Below are 23,447 nucleotides of genomic sequence, written 5' to 3'. Positions count from 1 at the left end.
CTCAACCGGCGAAGGAAGGCAACGAAGACGGGTCAGTTCATGTAGGGGGAGACGCTGCTGCGGTGTTCGTGGACGCGCAGCATCGCGCCGAGCGGCGGGAAGGCGCGCTGGGTGCAGTTGACTCGTTCGCAGACGCGGCAGCCCGCGCCGATGGGGGTGATGCTGGCCTGCGGGCCGATCTCGAGGCCGTCGGAGTAGATGACGCGTGCCGCGTGGCGCAGTTCACAGCCGAGGCCGATCGCGAACGTCTTGCCGGGCTGGCCGTAGCGGGCCGCGCGGCGCTCGACGGTGCGCGAGACCCAGAAGTAGTCGCGGCCGTCGGGCATCTCGGCGATCTGGGTGAGGATCTTGCCGGGTGAGGCGAAGGTCTCGTACACCGCCCACAGCGGGCAGGTGCCGCCGCTGGAGGAGAAGTGGAAGCCGGTGGCCGACTGCCGTTTCGACATGTTGCCCGCCCGGTCGACCCGGACGAACGAGAACGGGATGCCACGCAGATTGGGGCGCTGCAGCGTCGACAGGCGATGGCAGATCGTCTCGAACGACACCGAGTAGAACGCCGACAGCCGCTCGACGTCGTAGCGGAAGTCCTCGGCCGCGCCGTGGAACTGGCTGTACGGCAGGATCGCCGCGGCGGCGAAGTAGCTGGCCAGGCCGGTCAGCGCGAGGGTGCGTGAGGTGTCGTCGGAGAAGGTGCCCTCGGCGACGAGGCGCTCGAGGAGGTCGCCGAACTCCAGGTAGGCCAATTCGGTGGCGAGCCGGAAGGTGCGCTGGCCGGCCGAGAGCGTGTTGGAGATGTCGAGCCTGCGGGTCTGGGGGTCGAAGGTGTGCAGCACGTGGTCGCCCATGTCGACGCGGCTGACGATGGTGACGCCGTGCACGTCGCTCAGGCGCTGGGCGATCCCGCGGCGGATATCGGCCGAGTGCATGCGCATCCGGCTGGTCATCTCCTCGGCCGCGACGTCGAGCTCGTGGATGTAGTTGCGCCGCTGATAGAAGTAGTCGCGCACCTCCTCGTGCGGGGCGGTGATGGAGCCGCGCATGCTGCGGTCGCCGCGTTCGTCGGTGGCCGCGGCGAGCTGATCGGTGGCGATGCGGTAGCGCCGGTGCAGGTTGACCATGGCCTGCGCCATCGCCGGATGCGAGGCGACGAGGCTGCTGATCGCCTGTGCCTCGGTGGCCTCGGCGGGGGCGTCGACGTCGTCGTCGAAGAGGGCCTCGCGCAGTTCGGCGATCAGGCGCATGTCGTCTTGCGCATCGAAGAAGCCGTCGTCGATGCCGAACCGTTCGGTGATCTTGGCCAGCACCTTGGCCGTCATCGGCCGGGCGTCGTGCTCGATCTGGTTGAGGTACGACGGTGAGATGCCGAGGGCTGCGGCCAGCGCGATCTGGGACAGTCCTTGTTCGGACCGGAGCCGGCGCAGGCGTGCGCCCACGAACGGGCGCTGCCCGGTGGCCTTGCCCGTGCTTCTGCCGGGGCCCGGTGTGGTCCTGGCCATCGGATCAGCCCCGCCCGGCCGTGTGAATCCGCTCACAGGTTCGGTGCGCTGAGTGCGGTGCCGGGGTTACCGCACGGTAAGAACCGGGTCCCCACCCCGGGGTGGTGCAGGTCGGCAAAATCCCAGTACGCGCGTACTTTTTTATTGCCCGGGCTGTCAGTTTCACATCCTCAGTTTCGCAAACTTTGCAAAAAATATCCTGACTATGGCTCCGATTCGCATCCATCAGGTGTTTGACCTGCGAGTTTTCATTGTGGCAACCTCTTTCCAGACACCACCGGCACCCCACCGACGATTCGCAAATCGAACCGACGGTGCTGCGCCGGCCGTCTCCTCAGGCAAGCGGCTCGCGAGAGTCGATCGCAGGACATTGAGAAAGCGAAGTAGGCAATGAGCAACGTCGGAAAGCCCCGCACAGCCGCGGAAATCCAGCAGGACTGGGACACCAACCCCCGGTGGGCGGGCATCACGCGCGACTACAGCGCCGAGCAGGTCGCCGAGCTGCAGGGCAACGTCATCGAGGAGCACACCCTCGCTCGCCGCGGTGCCGAGATCCTCTGGGAGGGTGTCACCAAGGGCGACGACAGCTACATCAACGCCCTGGGCGCCCTCACCGGCAACATGGCCGTGCAGCAGGTGCGCGCCGGCCTGAAGGCCATCTACCTCTCCGGCTGGCAGGTCGCCGGCGACGCCAACCTCTCGGGCCACACCTACCCCGACCAGTCGCTGTACCCGGCCAACTCGGTGCCGAGCGTCGTCCAGCGCATCAACAACGCCCTGCTGCGCGCCGACGAGATCGCCCGCGTCGAGGGTGACACCTCGGTCGACAACTGGGTCGTTCCGATCGTCGCCGACGGCGAGGCCGGCTTCGGTGGCGCCCTCAACGTCTACGAGCTGCAGAAGGCCATGATCAAGGCCGGCGCCGCGGGCACCCACTGGGAAGACCAGCTGGCCTCGGAGAAGAAGTGCGGCCACCTCGGTGGCAAGGTGCTGATCCCCACCCAGCAGCACATCCGCACCCTGACCTCGGCCCGTCTGGCCGCCGACGTCGCCAACACCCCCACCGTCGTCGTCGCCCGTACCGACGCCGAGGCCGCGACCCTGCTGACCTCCGATGTCGACGAGCGTGACCGTCCGTTCCTCGACGGCACCCGCACCTCCGAGGGCTTCTACGGCATCAAGAACGGCATCGAGCCCTGCATCGCCCGTGCGAAGGCCTACGCTCCCTACGCCGACCTGATCTGGATGGAGACCGGCAAGCCCGACCTGGAGCTCGCCAAGCAGTTCGCCGAGGCCGTCAAGGCCGAGTACCCGGACCAGCTCCTGGCCTACAACTGCTCGCCGTCGTTCAACTGGAAGCAGCACCTGGACGATGCCACCATCGCCAAGTTCCAGAACGAGCTCGGCGCGATGGGCTTCAAGTTCCAGTTCATCACCCTGGCCGGCTTCCACGCCCTCAACTACTCGATGTTCGACCTGGCCTACGGCTACGCCCGCGAGCAGATGAAGGCATACGTCGACCTGCAGGAGCGCGAGTTCGCCGCCGAGAGCCGTGGCTACACCGCCACCAAGCACCAGCGTGAGGTCGGCGCCGGCTACTTCGACCGGATCGCCACCACCGTCGATCCCAACACCTCGACCGCCGCACTCAAGGGCTCGACCGAAGAGGGCCAGTTCCACTAGGAATTGCCGACCAGAACTGCCGACCGGAATTGCCTTGCGGCACTTCCGATCAGTACTGCCGACGTCGCGTCGAGGTCGAATGCCTACCGATCGCGGCGTGACGCCTAGCTGACACGCCGGGGCGGGCGGGAGCTTCCCGCCCACCCCGGCGCTGTCATATCCGCCGCCTGTCCCGCGGCGGTGCGGGCATCGGCAAGTCCCGTCTGCCCGTAAAGATTCAGCGAGGAGCAAGCGTGACACCCGAGGCGATCAGCAGGGTCGGTGTGGTCGGCGCCGGCCAGATGGGCGCCGGAATCGCCGAGGTCTGCGTCCGGGCGGGCACCGACGTCCTGGTGTACGAGACCACCCCCGAACTCGCCGCCGCTGCCCGGACCCGGGTTCTGGGGTCACTCGACCGCGGGGTCTCCAGCGGCAAACTCACCGAACGCGAACGCGACCAGGCGTCGTGGCGGCTGACGTTCACCTCCGAGCTCGACGACTTCGCCGACCGGCAGCTCGTCGTCGAGGCCGTCGTCGAGGACGAGGACGTCAAGACCGGCCTGTTCACCACGCTCGACGCGATCGTGACCGATCCCGGCGCCGTGCTGGCGTCGAGTTCGTCGTCCATCCCGATTCTCAAGCTGGGCATGGCAACCGCCGACCCGGGCCGCGTGATCGGGATGCACTTCTTCCACCCGGTGCCCGTGCTGCCGCTGGTCGAGCTGGTGGGCACCATGCTCACCACCTCCGAGACCTCCTCGCGCGCAGAAGCTTTCGCCCATGACGTGCTGGGCAAGCAGGTCGTGCGGTCCGATGATCGGTCCGGATACATCGTCAACGCGCTGCTCGTTCCCTATCTGCTGTCGGCAATCCGTATGGCGGAGAGCGGATTTGCCTCGGTCGACGACATCGACAAGGGGATGACGCTCGGTTGTGCGCACCCGATGGGTCCGCTGAAGGTGGCCGACCTGGTGGGCCTGGACACCATCAAGGCCATCGCCGACAAGATGTACGAGGAATTCCGGGAACCGCTGTACGCGCCGCCGCCGCTGCTGTTGCGCATGGTGGACGCCGGCCGGCTGGGTAAGAAATCCGGCCGCGGTTTCTACGCCTATGGCGCAGCCCCCTCCACGTCCAAACGGTGAGGTCAGCCACATTGCTAGCAGAGCGCTTGCATTTGCTAGCAAACGGGGCATACTTGGAGATGTCGGAAAAACACCCACCGCCCATCCCGCCACTTCGGTAGAGCGCACGAGGACCCCTCCCCGGGTCCGGTGAACGGAAAAGGGCACCAGGGTAGAGAACCTAAGGAGTTCGACATGACCACTCTCGCCAACCCCCTCTACGCATTCGTCGGCGCGGGCGACCTCGCCCTCACCCAGTTCAACGAGGCAGTCGCCTCGCTGCGTGAGCGCACCGAAGCCGCCACCGAGGACGCCCAGGCCCGCTTCGAGAAGGCCAAGGTCCGCTTCAACGAGCTGCCCGACGAGGTTCCGGCCAACTTCGAGGAGCTCAAGGGCAAGTTCACCGCCGACGAGGTCAAGGAGCAGGTCGACGCCTACGTCGCGCTGGCCACCAGCTTCTACAACGGCCTGGCCGAGCGCGGCGAGACCGCTCTGGAGCGCCTGCGCACCCAGCCGCTGTTCGCCGAGAACATCGAGCGCGCCGAGAAGGCCTACAACGACGCCGTCGAGCTGACCGAGGACGCCCTGGGCGTCGTCTCCGCTCAGACCCGCGCCGTCGGTGAGCGCGCCGCCAAGCTGGCCGGCACCGTGAGCGGCAAGACCGTCGACGCCGCCGTGGCCGTCGAAGAGGCCGCCGAGGGTGTCGCCGAGAAGCTCGAAGAGGCCGCTGTGGCCGTCGAGGACGCCGGCGCCAAGGTGAAGGCCGACGCCGACGAGGCCGCCACCGAGGTTGCCGCCAAGGCTCCCGCGAAGAAGGCCCCGGCCAAGAAGGCTCCCGCCAAGAAGGCCGCTCCTTCGGCCAAGTAATACCTCTCAACACAGCGCCCCCCGCGGTTTCGGCCGCGGGGGCGCTGTGTTGCGTGTGGGGATCAGTCGAGCTCGGCCACCCGGGCACGCTCGGCCTCGACGTCGAAATCTGCTTTGGGCCAATTCAGTTCGAGCTTTTCCAGAGCGTCGATGAGCAACTCGCAGACCGCAAGGCGGGCAAACCATTTCTTGTTCGCCGGGATCAGATGCCAAGGCGCGTCGTCGTTGTCGGTCTTGTCGAAGATCGCCTGGTACGCCTCCAGGTAGTCGTCCCAGAAACCGCGTTCGTCGATATCGCCGGGATTGTATTTCCAGTATTTGTCGGTGCGTTCGAGCCGCTCGGTCAGCCGGGCCTTCTGCTCGTCCTTGGACACCACCAGCGCGCACTTGATCACCGTGGTGCCGGCGGCGACGAGCTCGGATTCGAACTCGTTGATCAGCTCGTAGCGACCCGACCACTCCGACTCGGGCACCAGATTGTGCACGCGCACCGGCAGTACGTCCTCATAGTGGGAGCGGTCGAAGATCCCGATCCGGCCGGCCGGCGGCACCGCCTTGCGGATGCGCCACAGGAAGTCGTGTTCGAGCTCCTCCTCGGTGGGCTTGCCGAAACCCTTGATGGCCAGGCCCTGCGGGTCGACGAGTCCGCCCACGTGCCGGACGATGCCGCCCTTGCCCGCGGTGTCCATGCCCTGCAGCACCAGCAGCACCGACCGGTTGTCGCCGGCCCGGCCGTTGGCGTAGAGCAGTTCCTGCAGGTCGGCGAGCACCTGGCCGCGTTCGGCCAGCAGCGTCTCGCCGAACTCCTTGTCGCCGTCGAAACCGGGCGTCGACTCGGCGTCGAACTCGGCTATCGGTCCGGTCGAGGTGACGCGGAGTGCCTCGGCGGCGGGTTCGCCCCAGCCGGGCTTGCGGTGTCGTGACATGTGCATCCCTTCATGTGCCTACAACTTGATACTGCCTTCAGGTTCTACCCGTAGCAGTCCGGCAGCCGCTCGGGCAGGGGCCGATCACGGATACCGCCGGTCGTGGCTGCGGGATTCGGACAGGCGGCCACCTGGCAAGCGTAGAGGCCGGTGGGTAAGACTGGTCCAATGCGGCCGATACAGGATGTTCGTCAGGAGCCACCGGCGCCCCCGTCGACATCGTTTGCTCTTGGTGACAGTTCGGCCGACGAGCAGCGACGCCGGGACCTGAACAAGATGAAGGTCATCGCGACGGGGTGCCTGGTCGTCGCCGCCCTCATCTATCTGTTCACCCGGTACCTTGAGCATCGCGACGGCCAGGACGTCGCGGCCTGGGTGGGCTATGTGCGTGCCGCGTCGGAGGCCGGGATGGTGGGTGCGCTCGCCGACTGGTTCGCGGTGACCGCGCTGTTCCGGCATCCGCTGGGGCTGCCGATCCCGCACACCGCGCTGATCCGCAAGAAGAAGGACGACATCGGCGATCAGCTCGGCGGGTTCATCGAGGACAACTTCATGACGCCCGCGGTCATCGAGCACCGGGCGTACACCCTGGAGCTGCCGCGCAGGCTGTCGACGTGGGTGTCCGACCCGGCCAACTCCCAGCGGATCTCCGACGAGGTGGCGCGCGGTTTCACGCTCGCCTCGGAGATGCTGCGCGACGAGGACGTCGAGAACCTCATCACCTACGCCATCAAGTGGGCGGGCGAACCGCAGTGGGCGCAGCCACTCGGCCGGGTGCTCGAGCAACTGATCGCCGAGGACCGGCTCGAACCGGTCTTCCAGCTCGCCTGCGACCGGGCACACGACTGGGCGCTGGGCAGTCAGGGGCTTATCGACCGGATCATCGATGAGGACGTGGGCCCGTCGTGGAAACCGAAGTTCGTCAACTCGCTGCTCGGTGACCGGATTTACCGCGAACTCGTCGACTTCACCTACAAGGTGCGGGCCGACCCCGGGCATCAGGTGCGGCGCTCGATGCACACCTTTGTGCGCCGATTCGCCGACGACCTGCAGCACGACCCCGAGATGATCGCCCGGTTCGAGAACATCAAGAACGAACTGCTCGGGCGTGACGAGGTGGGCAACGCGGCGTCGACGGCCTGGAAGACCGGCAAGGCCGTGATCGAGCAGATGCTCGAGGACCCCAACAGCACGTTGCGGAACTCACTGTCGGAGGCCGTCGTCAATCTGGGTGTCCGGATCCGCGACGACCGGCCTCTGCAGGAGAAGATGAACGGCTGGGTGGCCCGCTCCGCCAAGCATGTCGCCGAGAACTATTCACGCGAGATCATCTCGGTCATCACCGAGACGGTCCGCGGCTGGGACGCGGAGGAGACCAGCAAGAAGATCGAGCTCCAGGTGGGCCGGGATCTGCAGTTCATCCGGATCAACGGCACCGTCGTCGGCTCGCTGGCCGGGCTGGCCATCTATACGGTGTCGGTACTGATCTTCTGAGGGTCGGTACTGATCTTCTGGCGGGGGTGTGATCAAGCTGGGGGAACGGCTGCTGGTTGAGCCGCGTCACCACTGCTTGCATTTGTTAGCACTCCTGTCGATACTGGATTGTGCGATGAGAAAGCGAGCGTGAGGCGTGACAACTGACGGTGAGTCGGCAACGGGCGACGAGTCAGCTGACCGCGGCGATGGGATCAATGCCGCCGGTGGAGACTCGTCGGGCCCGGTGGACGCCGTCACCCAGGCCGCACAGGACGCGGTCACCCACGCCGCCCAGGACATCGGCACCTTCATCCGTTCGCAGCGGGTCGCCGCCCAGGTGTCCCTGCGGCAACTCGCCGAGCGGGCCGGGGTGTCCAACCCGTACCTCAGCCAGATCGAGCGCGGCCTGCGCAAGCCGTCGGCCGACGTGCTCGCGCAGATCGCCAAAGGCCTGCGGCTGTCGGCCGAGGTGCTGTACGTCCGCGCGGGAATCCTGGAGGAACGCCCCGCCAGCCCGGTCCGTGACGCGCTGATCGCCGACGACGCCATCAGTGAGCGGCAGAAGCAGATGCTGCTGGAGATCTACGAATCCTTCCGCAAGGAAAACGCCGAGACGGCGCAGGCGGAGTTCGCATCGCACGAAGCCGAACCCGACCCACGAGGAAGAGACAACACATGACCGACAATCGACTGACCGCCGCATTCGGGCAGGTTGCCGACATCGTCGAACAACTCCGCGACCGGGGCGAGGCGGTCGGCGAGCAGGTCGCCGGCAAGCTGACGTCCGGCGTCGAGGACGCCAAGGAGAACGCACAGGCCCGTCTCGAAACGGCGCAGGCCGCCTTCGACGACGCGGTGGCACAGGCGCTCGCCCGCTTCGACAAGGCCAAGGACCGGCTGTCGGTGGAACTGCCCGAGGAGCTCGAGGAACTGCGGGCCAAGTTCACGCCGGAGGAACTGCGCAAGGTCGCCGAGGCATATCTCGGGGTTGCCGCCGCGATTCTCAAGGCGCTGCAGGAACGGGCCGCGACCCTCGGGCTCCCGGTGCCCGGGGACAAGGCAGTGGACAAGGCGGGCGAGGCTCCGCTCGCCGTGGCCGCGCCCGTCGAGAAGCCGGTCCGCAAGTCCGCGCCCGTGAAGAAGCCCGGCACGGCCAAGAAAACCGCTCCTGCCCAGGAAACCGCTCCTGCCCAGAAGACCGCTCCGGCCAAGGCCGAGGCGGCGCAGAAGCCCGCCGCGAAGAAGGCCGCACCGGCCAAGACGGCCGCGAAGAAGGCGACCCCTGTCAAGAGCGCTCCCGTGAAGAGTGCCCCCGTGAAGAGTGTCGCTGCCAAGAAGGCTGCCCCGGTGAAGGCTGCTGGGACGAAGGCTGGGGGTGCCGCCGCGAAGAAGGCCGCACCGGCCAAGACCAGCGCACCCGCCAAGAGCACCGCAGTGGCGAAACCTGCTGGGGCGAAACCTGCTGGGGCGAAATCTGCTGGGGCGAAATCTGCTGGGGCGAAGAAGGCCGCGCCGGTGAAGAAGTCGGCCCCGGCGAAGAAGCAGGCCGCTCCGGCCAAGGCCACTCCAGCGAAGGCTGTGGGGGCCGCACCGACCAAGAAGACCGCGGGTGCGCGCAAGGCCGCACCGGCCGAGAAAACACCGGCCAAGAAGGCCGCGACGGGCGCTTCGCCGGCACGCAAGACGACGCCCGCGAAGAGGACGGCCAAGTAGTTCCCGCGCGGTGTCACTAGAGTGGACCTGTGACTATCGCATCGTTCCTGGACTACGGCCGTAATCTCGTCCTGCTGGTGATCACCCTCGCCGCCGGAATCGCATCGGCCGTCGCGCTGCTGCACGCCGCCCTGCAGCGCCCCGATGCGTTCCCGGCCGTCGACCGCCAGAGCAAGGTGTTCTGGGTGTCGATCCTGGCCGCGGCCACGTTGTTCATCTGGTTGTTCGGCGCCATCGGCATGCTCGGCCTCATCGGCGTCGTCGCCATGCTCGTCTACCTCGTCGACGTGCGGCCCCGGGTCGACGCGATCCAGGGCAAGTCCTGGTTCAGCAGGAAATAGCGTGCACCACGCGCCGGTCGTGCCGCGGCCGGCGCGTGGTGACCCGGGATTGTCGAAGGTCAGTCGAGAGAAGAGGTACATGCGGTGGCCGAGTATCGGATCAACGATCTGGCGAAGAAGGCGGATGTGAGCGTCCGCAATATTCGCGTCTACCAGGATCGTGGTCTGCTGCCGCCGCCGACGATCCGCGGCCGCACGGGCTGGTACTCCGATGAGCATCTGGTGCGGTTGCAACTGATCTCCCGGATGCTCGAACGCGGCTACACCTTCGCCACCATCAGCGAACTGCTGCACGCCGCCCATCACGGGATGCGCGTCGAGCAGGTGCTGCGGGCCGCACCGAAGTCGGGGCGTTTCCGCAATTTTAAGCGTGCGGCCACCATCACGATCACCGAACTGCGCAACAGCCTCGGCGCCAGTGAGAAGACGATCGCGCTCAGCCAGAAACTCGGCATCCTCACCAAGGACGGTGCGCACTACGCCATCCGTAACCCGGAACTCCTCGAGGGCGCCGAGGTGCTGGTGAAGAACGGCATCGAGATCGATGTGCTGCTCGACCGCTGGGTGCGGGTGCAGGACGACCTGGCCGACGTCGCGAAGAGCTTCGTCACGATCATCACCGACAAATACGTGAACGAGAATCTGCCCAATCTGGGCGACAAGGCCATCAGCCAGATGGCGGAACTGATCCAGACGGTCCGGCCGATGGCCCACGACATCGTCGAGACCACCTTCCGCAAAGCACTCGACGAACAGATCTCCAAGGCGATCGGCGACGCGTCGACCTACTTCGATGTGTCGCAGGCCGCCGCACGGGACGCTGTCGAGCAGAGCATCAGGGACAGGATCGAGGGCGGGACCTCCCTCGACGAGACGGCCCAGCAATAGGGACGGGGCAGTAGCCGGGCCTGGGGTGGCCCGGTCAGAATGACAAGTCGGGGGAGATACGGGAGTAGGCAGATGGCACGGACACGTTCGGTGATCGGATACGGCGGAGGCGCGGTGGCCGCGGGCGCGGCGGCAGGGGTCGCCGCCGGAGTGGGACTGTTGTTCGGCGCGATCACCCTGGAGGCGATACGTGCCGCCCGCCCCGTCGACGACGGCCCCGACGAGCGGCTGGAACAGCCGGCCGCACGGGTGCCGCGAACCGTCCTCGCCGCCGACGGCACCCCGCTCAACGTCGTCACCTACGGCGAGCGCGCCGAGGACCGCGATGTGGTGGTGCTCGTGCACGGCTGGACCTGCACCACCGAATACTGGAACCCGCAGCTCAACCACCTGATCGAGAACGGGCACACCGTGGTCGCCTACGACCAGCGCGGTCACGGCCGCAGCGCACACGGGAAGACACGCCTGACGATCGACGTGCTCGGCCACGACCTCGACGCGGTGCTCACCGAGGTGGTGCCGCCCGGCCGCAAGGCCGTCATCGTCGGGCACAGCATGGGCGGCATGACCATCATGTCGTGGGCCAAGCAGTACCCCGAAAGGGTCACGCAGGTCGCCTCGCAGGTGGTGCTGGTGTCCACCGCGGCCGTCGACGTGGTGCAGGGCATCGATGTGCTGCCCACGGTCCTGCCGCGCTACACCGACCGGTTCCGGCCGCTGGTGGCCAAGCTGATCACCTCCACGCCGGTGCGGTTGCCGCGCACCGCGATCGGGCATCGCGTCGCCCACTACGCGACCCTCGGGCCGAAGGCCCGGGTGGCGCACGTGAACTTCGTCGACGACCTGGTGTGCACCTGCAGTGCCCGGGCCCGTGCGGGCTGGGGGTCGGCGATGGGCAAGCTGAATGTCACCGGCGGGCTGCGCAATCTGCGGGTGCCCACCACCGTCGTCGTCGGTACCCACGACCGGCTGACCCCGCCCGCGCACGCCGACTACATGGCGGAGATACTGCGCCACAACGGATCTCTGCGCGACCTCGTGATCTACGAGGGCGTGGGCCACATGTCGAGCATCGAGGCCGGTGCCGATTTCAACGAGCTGCTCGACAAGGTTCTCACCGAAATCTGAGGGGCCCGGCGGGCTAGATCTCGCAGCCGACGAGCACCGGTTCGGGGTGCAGGTCGACGCCGAACGCGGCCAGCACCCCGGCCCGCACCTCGCGGGCCAGGCGCAGCAGGTTCTCGGTGCTCGCCTGGCCCCGGTTGGTCAGTGCCAGAGTGTGTTTCGTCGACAGTCGGGCGGGAGCGTGGTCGCCGGGGTAGCCCTTGGTGAAGCCGGCCCGCTCGATCAGCCAGCCGGCGGAGAACTTGACCGCGCCGTCGCCCGCGGGATAGGTGGGCACCTGCACATCGGATCCCACGCGGGCCGCGATCCGTTCCAGGATCTCGGGAGCGCGCCCGGCGTCGACGATGGGGTTGGTGAAAAACGAACCGGCACTCCAGGTGTCGTGATCATCGGGATTCAGGACCATGCCCTTGCCCGCGCGCAGGCCCAGGACGGTGCGGCGCACCTCGGCGGAGTCGGCGCTCTCGCCCGGGTCGACGCCGACGGCGGCCGACAGTTCCCGGTAGCGCAGCGGGCGGCTGATCCGGCCCGGGGTGAGCCAGAAGGACACCGACACAACGACTTTCTCGTTGCGGTACTTGAGAATGCTGCTGCGGTAACCGAGTTGGAGGTCGTCGGGGCTGAGCGTGACGGTGGTCCGCGTCGTGCGGTCGTACACCTCGACCGCGCGCAGGATGTCGGCCACCTCCACCCCGTACGCGCCGACGTTCTGCACCGGGGTGGCTCCGGTGGAGCCGGGGATGCCCGACAGGCATTCGAGGCCGCCGAAGCCCGCGTCGATGGTCGCGGCGACCAGGGCGTCCCACTCCAGACCGGCGTCGGCAGTCACGAACGGACTGCCCGCGTCGTCGCCGAAGGTGCGTCCGGAACTCTCGATGACCACCGCGGTGCCGGGGAAACCGTCGTCACCGATCACCAGGTTGGATCCGCCGCCGACCAGGAGCACCGGGGTGCCGGCGTCATCGAGCGCACCCAGCGTCTGCACGAGTGTCGCGGTGTCGGCGCAGCGCACGATGTCGTGTGCGGGGCCGCCGAGGCGCAGTGTCGTCAGGCCGGACAGGAACAGGGAGGAATCGGTCACGAAGTATCAGGGTAATGACCGGGGCCGGGACGGTACGGTTACGGCCATGGGCACCAGGTTCGAGCATTCCGTCGACTATCCGTTCTCCACCGGCAGGCTGTGGGAGCTCGTCACCGCCGAGAACTACTGGACCGATCTGCTCAACGCGATCAACGGTGACCTCGGCGTGCTCGAGGAGTTCACCCGCAACGGCGATTCCGTCACCGTGGCGATGACGCAGGTCGTCCCGGAGGACAAACTGCCCTCGATCGTCACCACCGTCCGCAGGGGCGACCTGAAGATCCCGCGCCGCATCGTGCTCAGCTACGCCGGCGGCACCATCACCGGCGATACCACCGCGAGCGTGTCGGGTGTGTCGGCCGGCATCAGGGCGACTCAGACCAGCTCGGGCGCTACCGCCTCGACCCTGTATCGGGGGGAGATCAAAGTGTCGCTGCCCTTTGTCGGTGGCAAGATCGAGAAGGTCGTCAAAGACCAGATTGTGGATCTGTTTAACGGCGAACGCGACGAAACCGTCGAATGGGAGCGTCGTGGAGGCGCTTGAGCGGACAACTGTAGCCTGAAGCGCATGGCAAGACGGCTCAGCTATTCAGCGCGCTACCCGTACCCGGCGGAACAGGTCTATGCGGCCCAGAGCACCCCGCGCTACTGGGACGAGATGATGGCGGGTTTCGAGATGTTCTCGCCCAAGTGCGAAGTCGTGGACTTCGCCTGCGACGACTCGGGACTCAAGGTGGTCCTGCGGCAGACGATCGGCCGCGATCAACTGCCGTCCCTCGCCCAGACCGTGCTCAAAAAGGACATGATCATCACCCGCGAGGAATCGCTGGGGATCTTCGACCCCGACGTCACCAAGGGTGACTACACGGCGTCGATCCCGGCGGGACCGGGCAGCCTCAAAGGCTGGCAGGAACTGTTCCCCACCGACAGCGGCTGCACCCTGCGCAAGACCAGCGAGGTGAAGGTCTTCGTCCCGTTCGTCGCCAGCAAGCTCGAACAGCTCATGCTGGTGAACCTGGTCGACCTGTTCCGGGCCGAAGCCGCCTACGCCAAGGACTGGATCGCCAAGAACGCATAGCATTGTTCCCGTCGTGAAACGCGTCTCGGGCCGCATCACCCGGGGCACCACCAACATCAACCGGCTGCGCCGCGTCGACCGCTGGATGGTGCACGACCCGGCGATCGTGGCCGCGCTCACCGGTGAGCCGCGGCCGCTGGTCGTCGACCTCGGTTACGGGGCCCGGCCCGACACCGCCGTCGAGATGGCGACGCGGCTGCGGGCCGTCGCACCCCGCCTGGAGATGGTCGGGCTGGAGATCGACCCCGAACGGATCGTCGAACCCCGCGGCGGAGTGCGGTTCGCGCTCGGCGGGTTCGAGCTGGCCGGGCTGCGACCCACCCTGGTGCGGGCCTTCAACGTGCTGCGGCAGTACGACGAGGCCGAGGTCGAGGCGGCGTGGGCGCAGATGCGGGCCGCGCTCGCACCGGGCGGGCTGATCGTCGAGGGCACCTGCGACGAGATCGGGCGGCGCTGCTGCTGGGTGCTGCTCGACGCCGACGGGCCGCGGTCGCTCACCTTCAGCTGGTCGCCCGCGCACACCGGGCACCCGTCGGAGCTGGCCGAACGGCTGCCGAAGGTGCTCATCCATCACAACGTGCCCGGTGAACCGATCCACGAACTGCTCGTCGCCGCCGACCGGTGCTGGGACATGGCCGCCGGGCACGCGCCGTTCGGGCCGCGGGTGCGGTGGCGGCAGGCGCTGGCGTTGCTGCGGGAGTCGGGGGTGCCGGTGCGGGTGCCGCGGCGGCCGACGCGCGACAACCTGCTGACGGTTCCGTGGGGTGCGGTCGGGAGCCTCGGGTCGCCCGACCCTTCGTGACCCTCGCTCCTTCGTCGCTTCGGCCTCAGGGATCAAGAAGGGTACCCCTGTCGTTCGGTGTCCGGGCCTCGGGATCACGACGGGTGCCGCTGTCGTTCGGTGTCCGGGTCTCGGGATCACGAGCGGTGCCGCTGTCGTTCGGTGTCCGGGTCTCGGGATCACGAGGGGTGCCGCTGTCGTTCGGTGTCCGGGTCTCGGGATCAAGATGCGTCTCGGGCTCGGGGATCAAGGTGGCGCGGCTTATCCTGGGTGGCATGCGACTTGCGATGGCGCAGATCAGTTCGGGTACGGATCCGGCGGAGAATCTGAGGCTGGTGGCCGAGGCCACCGGGCGGGCGGCGGCCGACGGGGCCGAGCTGGTGGTGTTCCCGGAGGCCACGATGTGCCGGTTCGGGGTGAAGTTGGGGCCGATCGCGCAGCCGCTCGACGGGTCGTGGGCCGACGGCGTGGCCACGATCGCCGCCGAGCACGGGGTGAGCGTCGTCGCGGGGATGTTCACGCCCGAACCCGACGGTGGTCGCGTCAAAAACACCCTGCTGGCCGTGACGCCCGGCGGGCAGCGGACCGGGTACGACAAGATCCACCTGTACGACGCCTTCGGGTTCGCCGAATCGCGGACCGTCGCCCCCGGTGCACAGCCGGTGCTGATCACCGTCGCCGGTTGCCGGGTCGGGCTCGCCACCTGCTACGACATCCGTTTTCCCCGGTTGTTCACCGCCCTCGCCCGGGCGGGTGCCGACCTGATCGTCGTGCCCGCGTCGTGGGGTGCCGGACCGGGAAAGCTGCGGCAGTGGCAGGCGCTGGCCACCGCACGGGCGCTCGACGCGACCGCGTACGTCGCGGCCGTCGGGCAAGCCGAACCGCCGGATCCGGAGGTCGCGGCGTCCGGGGCGCCCACCGGAATCGGACACAGCCAGATCACAGATCCGTTCGGTAGCGTGGTCGCCGCATACGGCAGCGCATCCGAGGTCGGTGTCCACGACATCGACACGGCCGCTGTCGGGAAGGCCCGGACAGCCCTGGCCGTCCTGGCCAACGAGCAGGACCTCACGGAACCCCGTCTGGCGTTCTGACGTTATCCGTGGGTATCCGGCAAGAGCTATCCGGCCGAGCTGACAGCACGGCCGTTGGGGGCCCGGCACGGCCGGGAGGGGAATAAGAACACCGCGGGAACGACGCACGGCCCGGCCGCGCGTTGCCCGCCAACCGACGATCAGGACCGACGAATGAGCGACGAACACCGGACCGGCACGAACTCCGGCGACCCCGACCAGTGGACACCCACGGTCGGTGCGACGGGCGAGTACGGACCGGGATCGTCGCCGACCAGGGAACACGCGACGGCACCGGTAGATCCCGACCGCACCGTGCACGGCATCGAACGGGTGGATACCGACAGTGCGTCCGGCGGCACCGCAGCCGTCGACACCGGCCGCACGCCGGTCACCGGCCCGGCCGCCGGGGGCGAGAGTTCCGATGCGCGGTTCGCGGCCACTGCCTCACGCCCGACGATCCCGGTGGTCAATACGCCACCGGCTTCTCCCTCGCAGGCCGAGGGCACCGGGCCGGGAGCCCCGGTCGAGTTCGGGCCAGGCGGTTCAGGCCCCGGCGGTTCAGGCCCCGGCGGAGTCACCGACCCCGACACGACGAAGATCGAGCAGGCGCTGCCGTACTCCTCGCAGGCGTACTCCCAGGTCGACGGTGGTGTCCGGGTGCCGACCGCCCCGTTCGACCACGGTGCGGACACCTCGTACCTGGGCGGCCAGACCCCACCGCCGACGGGCCGCGGCGGTGTGGTCGCGAGTTCGCCGTCGCGGCGCAACCGCGGCAAGATCCTCGCCTGGACAGCGGCCGTGCTCGTGCTGGTGCTGGTGATCGGGCTCGTCGGAAGCGAACTGTACTTCCGCAACAAGGCACAGAACTGCATGGAGCAGGCGTTCGGCGATCTCACCGGATCACCGACGAGCGTCGCGCTGTCCAAGAAGCCCGTCCTGCTGCAGGCGATGAGCAACGAATTCCCGTACGTGCAGGTGGACACCAAGAACGAAGCCGGCACCGGGATGAAGCTGCACGCCCGCGCCGAAGGCATCAAACGCTCCGGCGACGACACCACCATCCGCGCCCTCGACGGCACCGGATTCGTGCCCTTCGACCGGGTCACCGAACTGGGGGAGCAGGCGCAGAGCCAGAATCAGAACCAGTCCGGTGGCGGCCTGATCGACGCAGGCAAGATCACCAAGGTCTCCGGCAACGCCGCCGACGGCACCGTGTCCATCGACGCCAGCGTCACCGCGCTGTTCGTGTCCATCCCGGTGTCGACGGTGATCAAGCCTGTCGTCAAGAACGGCAAACCCAAGTTCGAGGTGCAGAAGGCCAGCGCCTTCGTGTTCGGTGTGCCGGCCGACTTCGCCCAGCAGATCGTCGACCAGGTCAGCACCACGATGTTCGGCACCTTCTTCGACGAGGTGACCATCGACAACCTCAAGGTCACCGACTCCGGCGTCGACTTCACCGTGTCCGGCAGCGACGTGAAACTCATCGCCGACAACAACACCGTCGCCGGCAACACCGTGAAGTGTGGATAACTTCTGGCTGACGCCTCGGTGTGACTCGACTCCCGCCTACACTCGACGCATGTCCGAGGTTCGTGACGAGCTGCATCACCTCATCGACTCACTCCCGGAGGACCAGGTCGAGCAGGTGCTCAGTGACGTGCGCCGCCGCGCGGCTCCCCGAGACGTGCCCGGCGCGAACGCCTTCGCGTGGATAGGTTCGGGCGTCGCCAACGACGACGTCACGGACCTGTCGACCAACCCCGAGCACCTTGAGGGTTTCGGGCGTGACTCCCTGTGATCGTCTTCGACACGGGTCCGATCGTTGCCGCGGCCACCGCGAACGACCAATACTTCCACGCGGCATCCGAGCTCTTCACCGGCCTGCGCCTAGCAGGTCGTAGGCTGCTGTTGCCCGCGACGGTCTCGGCGGAGGTCGGCTATCTCCTGAGCGCACGCGTCAGCCCCCAAGTCGAGGTTCAATTTCTACGTGGCGTCGCCGACGGTGCGTTCGAGCTGGTCGATCTGACGCGCGCCGATTACCGGCGCATGGCCGAACTCACCGAGCAGTACATCGACATGCCACTCGGCACGACCGACGCATCGGTGATCGCGCTCGCCGAGAGACTGGACATCACGGAAATCGCCACCCTCGACCGGCGCCACTTCACCGCAGTGCGACCGCGTCACCTCGAGGCGTTCACCTTGCTGCCAGAAAGGCTTTGATCACTCGCTGTAGCGATGCGTCGGCAACTGCGTCCGATCCTCGATCGCCCTGCTTCGGCCGCTGCTTGCGCAGCTGCCTTTTCTTCGCACCAGATGTATCCGTTCGACGCCCTCGGTGTCATCCACTTCCGACGCGCTCCAGTGTGCCAGGAAGGCGGGGTCTCAGCTGAAGACGACGGTCTTGCGGCCGTGGACGAGGACGCGGTCCTCGAGGTGCCAGCGCAGGCCGCGGGCCAGGACGAGGGTTTCGATGTCGCGGCCCTGCCGCACCATGTCGGCGACCGAGTCGCTGTGGTCGATGCGGATGACGTCCTGCTCGATGATCGGGCCGGCGTCGAGGTCGGCGGTCACGTAGTGGCAGGTGGCGCCGATCAGTTTGACGCCGCGGGCGAAGGCCTGATGGTAGGGGCGGGCGCCGACGAAGCTCGGCAGGAAGCTGTGGTGGATGTTGAGGGCGCGGCCGGCCCACGACTCACACAGGGTGGGCGGCAGGATCTGCATGAACCGGGCCAGGACCACCGCATCCGGGTGGTAGCCGTCGACGATGCCCGCCACCCGCGCGAACGACTCGGCCTTGCGGTCGGGGGAGAACGGGACGTGGTGGAACGGTATCCCGAACCGCTCGGTCAGTTCGCCCAGGTCGGCGTGATTGCCGACGACGGCGCTGATCGTCGCGGGCAGCTCCCCGCGGTGGGCGCGGCCCAGCAGGTCGACGAGGCAGTGTGATTCCTTGCTGACCAGCAGCACCGCCGACTTGCCGACGGCGGTGTCGGTGAGCTTCCATTCGGCGTTGAGCGGGTCGCCCACCTCGGCCTTGAACCGGGCGGCGATCTCGTCGCGGGTCAGCGTCACGGCGTCGGCGCGGATCGCCTGCCGGGTGAAGAACCAGCCCGAGTCGGGGTCGGAGTGGTAGCCGGCCTCGGTGATCCAGCCGCCGATGTCGGTGAGGAAACCGGAGATCCGGGCGACGATGCCCGTCGTGTCGGGACAGCCGAGAGTCAGGACGTAGCGGTGGTCGCCGGAAGATGAAGTCACATCGTCAAGTGTGCCAAGCTCGACGGTGTGACAAACACCGACCTCCCAGGGACGAACACCGAGCTCATCACCCGCTACCCGCGCCGCGACGTGGCGGCCATCGTCGACCACACGCTGCTCAAGCCGGAAGCCACCCGCGTCGACGCCGAGGCCACCATCGCCGAGGCCATCGATCTCGGGGTGTACGCGGTGTGCCTGTCACCGTCGATGCTGCCCATCGACACCGGGATCATGAACACCTGCGTCGTCGCCGGATTCCCGTCGGGCAAGCATCATTCGCTGGTCAAGGGGGCCGAGGCGCGGCTGGCCGTGGACACCGGCGCCGACGAGATCGACATGGTGATCGACGTGGGTGCCGCCGTCGACGGCCGCTACGACGAGGTGTTCGCCGACATCCTGACCGTCCGTGAGGCCATCGGCAGGGAGAAGGTCCTCAAGGTGATCATCGAATCGGCGGCACTGCTCGAACTCGCCGGTCCCGACGCCGTCACGCAGGTGTGCAAGCGCGCCGTGACCGCCGGCGCCAACTACGTCAAGACCTCCACCGGCTTCCACCCGCTCGGCGGGGCGAGCGTCGAGGCGGTCGGGCTGATGCGCGACGCCGTCGGCGACGAGGCCGAGATCAAGGCGTCCGGCGGTATCCGCACCGCCGAGTTCGCCGCCGCGCTCATCGACGCCGGCGCCACCCGCCTAGGCCTGTCGTCCTCGCGTGCGGTCCTCGACGGCTTCGCCGAATAGCCGGCGCCGCGATCCACGTAGTGCGGCGGTGTCATTCGCGTAGTCGGCTACTCGTGTGTACGCCCTCTCGCCTTCCTACCGTCGAAGCATGAGATCTCGCATCGGCTGTTGGAGGTTGCCATGTCTACGCGGATCACCGGCCTTGCCTTAGCGGCGACCGCCGCGACCGGACTGTGCCTGTGCGCGGTCTGCGCGGGGATCGGGGCGCCGCCGTCCGGCGGGGATTCGGGCTCGGTGCCTGACATCGGACTCGCCACCGAGTCGTCCGGCGCGTTCACCGGCTGCGGCAGGCTCGACTCCCCGTGGGGTGAGGGGAGCGTCGAGATTCACCGCGGCCACGACTTCGACTGTCTGGAGGCTGTGGCGATGACCAGGCAGTACTTCACCGATCTGACCGAACGCCAGTACGGCGACAACACCGCCCTGGTGCACCTCGACCAGTTCGACGTCTACTGCAGCACCTATGGCGTTGATGAGATGAACCGCGCGGATTCGTTCGGGTACAGGGTTTCCTGCACCGACATCACCAACGAGGTGCTGTTCGTGCCGTGACCGCGGTGCCGGACAGCACATGGCATGTATGGAGCCTTGCCGGACGGTAGATTTGGTGAGGTGAATAGGCAGTTTCAACCGAACCGCCGGACTGTGCTGGTCGCAGCGGCGCTCGGTGCGGCAGGACTCGTCGCGGCATGCGGTACCGGATCGGACAATAAGGACTCGGGCCCGAAAAAACCGAAGGTATCGCTCACCTACAGCCCGGACCTGGCGTCCCCCGTGGCACCCAACCCGACCGTCGAGTTCTCGGTCAAGGCGAACAAGGGCACGCTCAACCCCGACGTGAAACTGCTGAACCCACAGGGCAAAGCGGTCGCAGGCACGCTGTCCGAGGACCGCACGACGTACTCGATCACCGAGCCCCTCGGCTACGGATCCACTTACACCTGGCAGGGCACCGCCGTCGGATCCGACCAACTGGTGGTTCGGGTGCACGGCAAGTTCACCACCCTCAGCCCCGCCGCGCAGGCCAACGTGGTCATCAACGTCGCCGACGGCCAGGAAGTGGGGATCGCCGCCTCGCTCATCCTCAAGTTCGACAGCACCGTCGAGGACAAGGCGGCCGTCGAGAAGGTCCTCAAGGTCACCACCACACCCGAGACCGAGGGCAGCTGGGCGTGGCTCGGCGAGGACAACGGATCCCGGGTGCACTGGCGGCCGCGGGAGTACTGGCAGCCGGGCACCAAGATCCACCTCGACGCCAAGCTGTACGGCCTCCAGATGGGTGAGGGACTGTACGGCGCCGCCGACATGACCAGCGACTTCGCCATCGGCCGGTCGCAGATCGTGAAGGCCGAGGCGTCGTCGCACCAGATCGTGGTGATCCGGGACGGCGCCACACTGATGACCCTGCCGTGCAGTTACGGCGAGGGCGACCTCGACCGCAATGTCACCCGCAGCGGCATTCACGTGGTCACCGAGAAATACGAGGATTTCGCCATGACCAACCCGGCCGCCGGATACTTCAATGTCCGCGAGCGCTGGGCGGTGCGGATCTCCAACAACGGCGAATTCATCCACGCCAACCCGCAAACCGTTGGGGTGCAAGGATCGTCGAATGTCACCAACGGCTGCATCAATCTGTCGCTGGAGAACGCGCAGCAGTATTTCCAGACCGCCGTGTACGGCGATCCGGTCGAGGTGACCGGAACCCGGATCAACCTGTCGGAGGCCGACGGCGACATCTTCGACTGGATCTTCGACTGGGACCAGTGGACCGGGATGTCGGCGATCACCGGGCAGGCGCGGGACATCACGGTCCCGGCCACCCCCAGCGGCGCCCCGCGCAGCGTCGCTCCCCGCTGAGGGAAATTGTGACTAGCCCGTGCGGACGTTGCGGCGGGCCGAGGCCTGGTCGCGGGGTTTGAGAATGATCTGGTCGAGGTTGACGTGCGGGGGACGCGAGGCGGCGAAACCGATGACCTCGGCGACGTCCTCCGCGGTGAGCGGGGTCAGACCCTGGTAGGTGGCGTCGGCGCGTTCCTGATCGCCGTCGAAACGCACCAGCGAGAACTCCGTCTCCACCATGCCGGGGCAGATCTCGGTGAGCCGCACCGGTTTTCCGAGCAGCTCGTAGCGTAGGGTACGGTGCAGCACGCCCTGGGCGTGCTTGGCGGAGGTGTAGCCGCCGCCGTTGTCGTAGACATCGAGCGCGGCGATCGAGGTGACCGTGACGATCAGGCCGTCGCCGGAGGCGATCAGGGCCGGAAGCAACGTCTGGGTCAACCGCAGCGTGCCCACCACATTGGTCTCCCACATCCAGCGCCAGTCGTCGAGATCGGCCTCGGCCACCGACGCGAGACCCTTCGCACCGCCGGCGTTGTTGACGAGCACGTCGATCCGGTCGAGGCCCTCGACGAACGCGGCGACCGACGCCTCGTCGGTGACATCGAGTTGCCTGCCGGTGCCGCCGATCTCGGCGGCGAGCGCCGCGATCCGGTCGACGCGGCGGGCACCGACCACGACGTGATAGCCCTGCGCGGCGAGCACGCGGGCCGTGGCCGCACCGATCCCCGAACTCGCGCCGGTCACCACCGCGATCTTGCGGCCGTCCGCCCCGACATTCAATCCTGCTGATTCTGACCCTGCGTTCGCACTCATGGAATCCGAGTTTAGTGCTGCGCCGCTGCTAGATTCGTCTCATGTCGCCACCCGTCGTCCCTGCAACGCTGCAGTTGACCACCATTCCCGCGGCGGCCGTGCTCCAGGGCGTCCGGGTGTCCGGGCCGGTGACCCGTGATCAGTTGGTCGCCTCGACCGGTCTGTCGGCGGCCACCGTGAACCGTCAGGTGCATGCGCTCGCCGCGTCGGGGCTCATCGTCGAACGGCCCGACCTGTGCGATCCCGGAGCCATCGGACGGCCCAAGAATCCGCTGACCCTCGACCGCGACTCGCTGTGCGTGGCCGGTATCCACGTCGGTGCCCGGCGCAGCGTGCTCGCCATCGCCGACCTGGGTGGACGTACCCTGTACAGCCACGCCGTGGCCACCCCGGCCGGTCCGACGCGGACCGCCGTCGAGGCGCTGTGCACCCAGTTGAAGGAACTCGCCGACCGGTTCAGCGGGCGGCGGTTGTTGTGGGGCGGCGCCGCGATCGGTGGGACCGTCGACGTCGAGACCGGTGTCGTCGATCATCCCGTGCTCGGCTGGCGGGGCGCCGAGGTGGGGCCCGTGCTGGCCCGCACCCTCGGTGTTCCGGTGTCGGTGTGCGAGCACGTCGAGGCCATGGCAGCGGCCGAACTGCTGCTCACCCACACCCGCGTCGACGGCGGTTCGGGACTTTTTATCTATGCGCGTGAAACCGCCGGTGCGGCGCTCACTATCGACGGCCGGGTCCATGTGCCGGCGCGTGGGGCGGGCACCATCGCGCACCTTCCGGTGAACGCGCCGGTCATCGCCGGTGGGTACGCCCGGCTGCAGCAGGTGATCGGGCGGGGTGCTGCGCGTACCGCGTCGGAGCTGCGCGGCATCCCCATCACCGCCTCGCCGATCGTCGACGAGCGGGCTCGGGTGCTCGGTGAGTCCGTGGCGTTGTTGCGTGATGTGATCAACCCGGATTCGATCGTGGTGGCCGGGGAGGCGTTCGCCGCCCATCCTGACGGGCTCGCCCCGGTGCAGGCGGCGTTCAACTCGGCGACCGCGGTGTCGTGGCCGTTGGAGATCGCTCCGTCGAGATTCGGTGTGCGGGTTCAGGAAAGCGCCGCGGTGGTGGTGGCGCTGAGCGTGTTGTACGCGGATCCCGTCGCGGCCGTGGTGTGAATCGC

25 protein-coding genes are annotated in these 23,447 nt (G+C 67.7%); 20 read left to right on the top strand and 5 right to left on the bottom strand.

What is annotated here, in order from left to right; all coding sequences use genetic code 11:
- Positions 1-32 precede the first annotated feature (32 nt).
- Positions 33-1,496 carry an acetate metabolism transcriptional regulator RamB gene (ramB, locus tag GOAMR_RS08145; RefSeq protein WP_005185349.1) on the bottom strand — a complete coding sequence of 488 codons (1,464 nt, stop codon included), beginning with the start codon at positions 1,494-1,496 and terminating at the stop codon, positions 33-35.
- A gap of 390 nt (positions 1,497-1,886) precedes the next feature.
- Between ramB and aceA the strand changes: the two genes are divergently transcribed.
- The 3 genes from aceA to GOAMR_RS08130 all read left to right on the top strand — a co-directional run bounded on the left by aceA (position 1,887) and on the right by GOAMR_RS08130 (position 5,149).
- On the top strand, positions 1,887-3,179 hold the full coding sequence (gene aceA, locus GOAMR_RS08140; RefSeq protein WP_005185346.1) for an isocitrate lyase: 1,293 nt from the start codon (positions 1,887-1,889) through the stop codon (positions 3,177-3,179).
- A 233-nt stretch (positions 3,180-3,412) separates the two neighbouring features.
- The gene (locus GOAMR_RS08135; protein ID WP_005185344.1) at positions 3,413-4,303 is read left to right on the top strand and encodes a 3-hydroxybutyryl-CoA dehydrogenase; all 891 of its coding nucleotides are present in this window, start codon (positions 3,413-3,415) and stop codon (positions 4,301-4,303) included.
- Between the two features lie 174 nt (positions 4,304-4,477).
- Entirely contained in the window at positions 4,478-5,149 is a 672-nt protein-coding gene (locus tag GOAMR_RS08130; protein WP_005185341.1) for a hypothetical protein, read from the top strand.
- A gap of 62 nt (positions 5,150-5,211) precedes the next feature.
- On the opposite strand, the gene GOAMR_RS08125 is transcribed toward GOAMR_RS08130, so the two are convergent.
- On the bottom strand, positions 5,212-6,075 hold the full coding sequence (locus GOAMR_RS08125) for a polyphosphate kinase 2 family protein (RefSeq protein WP_005185340.1): 864 nt from the start codon (positions 6,073-6,075) through the stop codon (positions 5,212-5,214).
- A gap of 168 nt (positions 6,076-6,243) precedes the next feature.
- On the opposite strand from GOAMR_RS08125, the gene GOAMR_RS08120 reads away from it, so the two are divergent.
- From GOAMR_RS08120 to GOAMR_RS08095, 6 genes are all read left to right on the top strand, one after another.
- Entirely contained in the window at positions 6,244-7,569 is a 1,326-nt protein-coding gene (locus GOAMR_RS08120; protein ID WP_050942637.1) for a DUF445 domain-containing protein, read from the top strand.
- Between the two features lie 226 nt (positions 7,570-7,795).
- Positions 7,796-8,230 carry a helix-turn-helix domain-containing protein gene (locus GOAMR_RS08115; RefSeq protein WP_005185338.1) on the top strand — a complete coding sequence of 145 codons (435 nt, stop codon included), beginning with the start codon at positions 7,796-7,798 and terminating at the stop codon, positions 8,228-8,230.
- Entirely contained in the window at positions 8,227-9,264 is a 1,038-nt protein-coding gene (locus GOAMR_RS25745; protein ID WP_005185337.1) for a hypothetical protein, read from the top strand. The genes GOAMR_RS08115 and GOAMR_RS25745 overlap by 4 nt, the downstream gene beginning before the upstream one ends.
- Before the next feature lie 29 nt (positions 9,265-9,293).
- Positions 9,294-9,605, top strand: coding sequence for a DUF2516 family protein (locus GOAMR_RS08105; RefSeq protein WP_005185336.1), 312 nt, complete (start codon positions 9,294-9,296; stop codon positions 9,603-9,605).
- A gap of 84 nt (positions 9,606-9,689) precedes the next feature.
- Complete coding sequence (locus GOAMR_RS08100) at positions 9,690-10,493, top strand: MerR family transcriptional regulator (protein WP_005185335.1); 804 nt, start codon at positions 9,690-9,692, stop codon at positions 10,491-10,493.
- Positions 10,494-10,565: 72 nt separating this feature from the next.
- A complete protein-coding gene (locus GOAMR_RS08095) occupies positions 10,566-11,621 on the top strand; it encodes an alpha/beta fold hydrolase (protein ID WP_005185334.1) in 1,056 nt (351 codons plus the stop codon).
- Between the two features lie 13 nt (positions 11,622-11,634).
- Here GOAMR_RS08095 and GOAMR_RS08090 read toward each other — a convergent pair whose 3' ends face one another.
- A complete protein-coding gene (locus tag GOAMR_RS08090; RefSeq protein WP_005185333.1) occupies positions 11,635-12,699 on the bottom strand; it encodes a UDP-N-acetylmuramate dehydrogenase in 1,065 nt (354 codons plus the stop codon).
- 46 nt (positions 12,700-12,745) lie between these two features.
- On the opposite strand from GOAMR_RS08090, the gene GOAMR_RS08085 reads away from it, so the two are divergent.
- From GOAMR_RS08085 to GOAMR_RS08055, 7 genes are all read left to right on the top strand, one after another.
- On the top strand, positions 12,746-13,243 hold the full coding sequence (locus GOAMR_RS08085) for a DUF2505 domain-containing protein (RefSeq protein ID WP_005185332.1): 498 nt from the start codon (positions 12,746-12,748) through the stop codon (positions 13,241-13,243).
- Between the two features lie 24 nt (positions 13,244-13,267).
- The gene (locus GOAMR_RS08080; RefSeq protein WP_005185331.1) at positions 13,268-13,777 is read left to right on the top strand and encodes a DUF2505 domain-containing protein; all 510 of its coding nucleotides are present in this window, start codon (positions 13,268-13,270) and stop codon (positions 13,775-13,777) included.
- Positions 13,778-13,790: 13 nt separating this feature from the next.
- On the top strand, positions 13,791-14,579 hold the full coding sequence (locus GOAMR_RS08075) for a class I SAM-dependent methyltransferase (protein ID WP_005185329.1): 789 nt from the start codon (positions 13,791-13,793) through the stop codon (positions 14,577-14,579).
- Positions 14,580-14,833: 254 nt separating this feature from the next.
- A complete protein-coding gene (locus GOAMR_RS08070) occupies positions 14,834-15,652 on the top strand; it encodes a carbon-nitrogen hydrolase family protein (protein ID WP_040514743.1) in 819 nt (272 codons plus the stop codon).
- Positions 15,653-15,805: 153 nt separating this feature from the next.
- Entirely contained in the window at positions 15,806-17,164 is a 1,359-nt protein-coding gene (locus tag GOAMR_RS23565; RefSeq protein WP_005185324.1) for a hypothetical protein, read from the top strand.
- A 49-nt stretch (positions 17,165-17,213) separates the two neighbouring features.
- Complete coding sequence (locus GOAMR_RS08060; protein WP_050942636.1) at positions 17,214-17,432, top strand: hypothetical protein; 219 nt, start codon at positions 17,214-17,216, stop codon at positions 17,430-17,432.
- Positions 17,429-17,857, top strand: coding sequence for a type II toxin-antitoxin system VapC family toxin (locus tag GOAMR_RS08055; protein WP_005185318.1), 429 nt, complete (start codon positions 17,429-17,431; stop codon positions 17,855-17,857). The genes GOAMR_RS08060 and GOAMR_RS08055 overlap by 4 nt, the downstream gene beginning before the upstream one ends.
- 162 nt (positions 17,858-18,019) lie before the next feature.
- Here the strand turns inward: GOAMR_RS08055 and purU are convergent, their stop codons facing one another.
- Positions 18,020-18,892 carry a formyltetrahydrofolate deformylase gene (purU, locus tag GOAMR_RS08050; RefSeq protein WP_005185309.1) on the bottom strand — a complete coding sequence of 291 codons (873 nt, stop codon included), beginning with the start codon at positions 18,890-18,892 and terminating at the stop codon, positions 18,020-18,022.
- Positions 18,893-18,919: 27 nt separating this feature from the next.
- On the opposite strand from purU, the gene deoC reads away from it, so the two are divergent.
- From deoC to GOAMR_RS08035, 3 genes are all read left to right on the top strand, one after another.
- Entirely contained in the window at positions 18,920-19,630 is a 711-nt protein-coding gene (deoC, locus tag GOAMR_RS08045) for a deoxyribose-phosphate aldolase (RefSeq protein WP_005185307.1), read from the top strand.
- A 120-nt stretch (positions 19,631-19,750) separates the two neighbouring features.
- On the top strand, positions 19,751-20,182 hold the full coding sequence (locus tag GOAMR_RS08040) for a hypothetical protein (protein ID WP_005185304.1): 432 nt from the start codon (positions 19,751-19,753) through the stop codon (positions 20,180-20,182).
- Between the two features lie 60 nt (positions 20,183-20,242).
- Positions 20,243-21,490, top strand: coding sequence for a L,D-transpeptidase (locus tag GOAMR_RS08035; protein ID WP_040514723.1), 1,248 nt, complete (start codon positions 20,243-20,245; stop codon positions 21,488-21,490).
- A 12-nt stretch (positions 21,491-21,502) separates the two neighbouring features.
- Here GOAMR_RS08035 and GOAMR_RS08030 read toward each other — a convergent pair whose 3' ends face one another.
- On the bottom strand, positions 21,503-22,285 hold the full coding sequence (locus GOAMR_RS08030; RefSeq protein ID WP_040514722.1) for an SDR family NAD(P)-dependent oxidoreductase: 783 nt from the start codon (positions 22,283-22,285) through the stop codon (positions 21,503-21,505).
- Positions 22,286-22,326: 41 nt separating this feature from the next.
- On the opposite strand from GOAMR_RS08030, the gene GOAMR_RS08025 reads away from it, so the two are divergent.
- Positions 22,327-23,442, top strand: coding sequence for an ROK family transcriptional regulator (locus tag GOAMR_RS08025; protein WP_005185296.1), 1,116 nt, complete (start codon positions 22,327-22,329; stop codon positions 23,440-23,442).
- Positions 23,443-23,447 lie beyond the last annotated feature (5 nt).

The organism is Gordonia amarae NBRC 15530, assembly GCF_000241345.1.
In the GTDB taxonomy this organism is placed as follows: domain Bacteria; phylum Actinomycetota; class Actinomycetes; order Mycobacteriales; family Mycobacteriaceae; genus Gordonia; species Gordonia amarae.
This window is presented reverse-complemented; position numbering and strand designations above follow the sequence as displayed.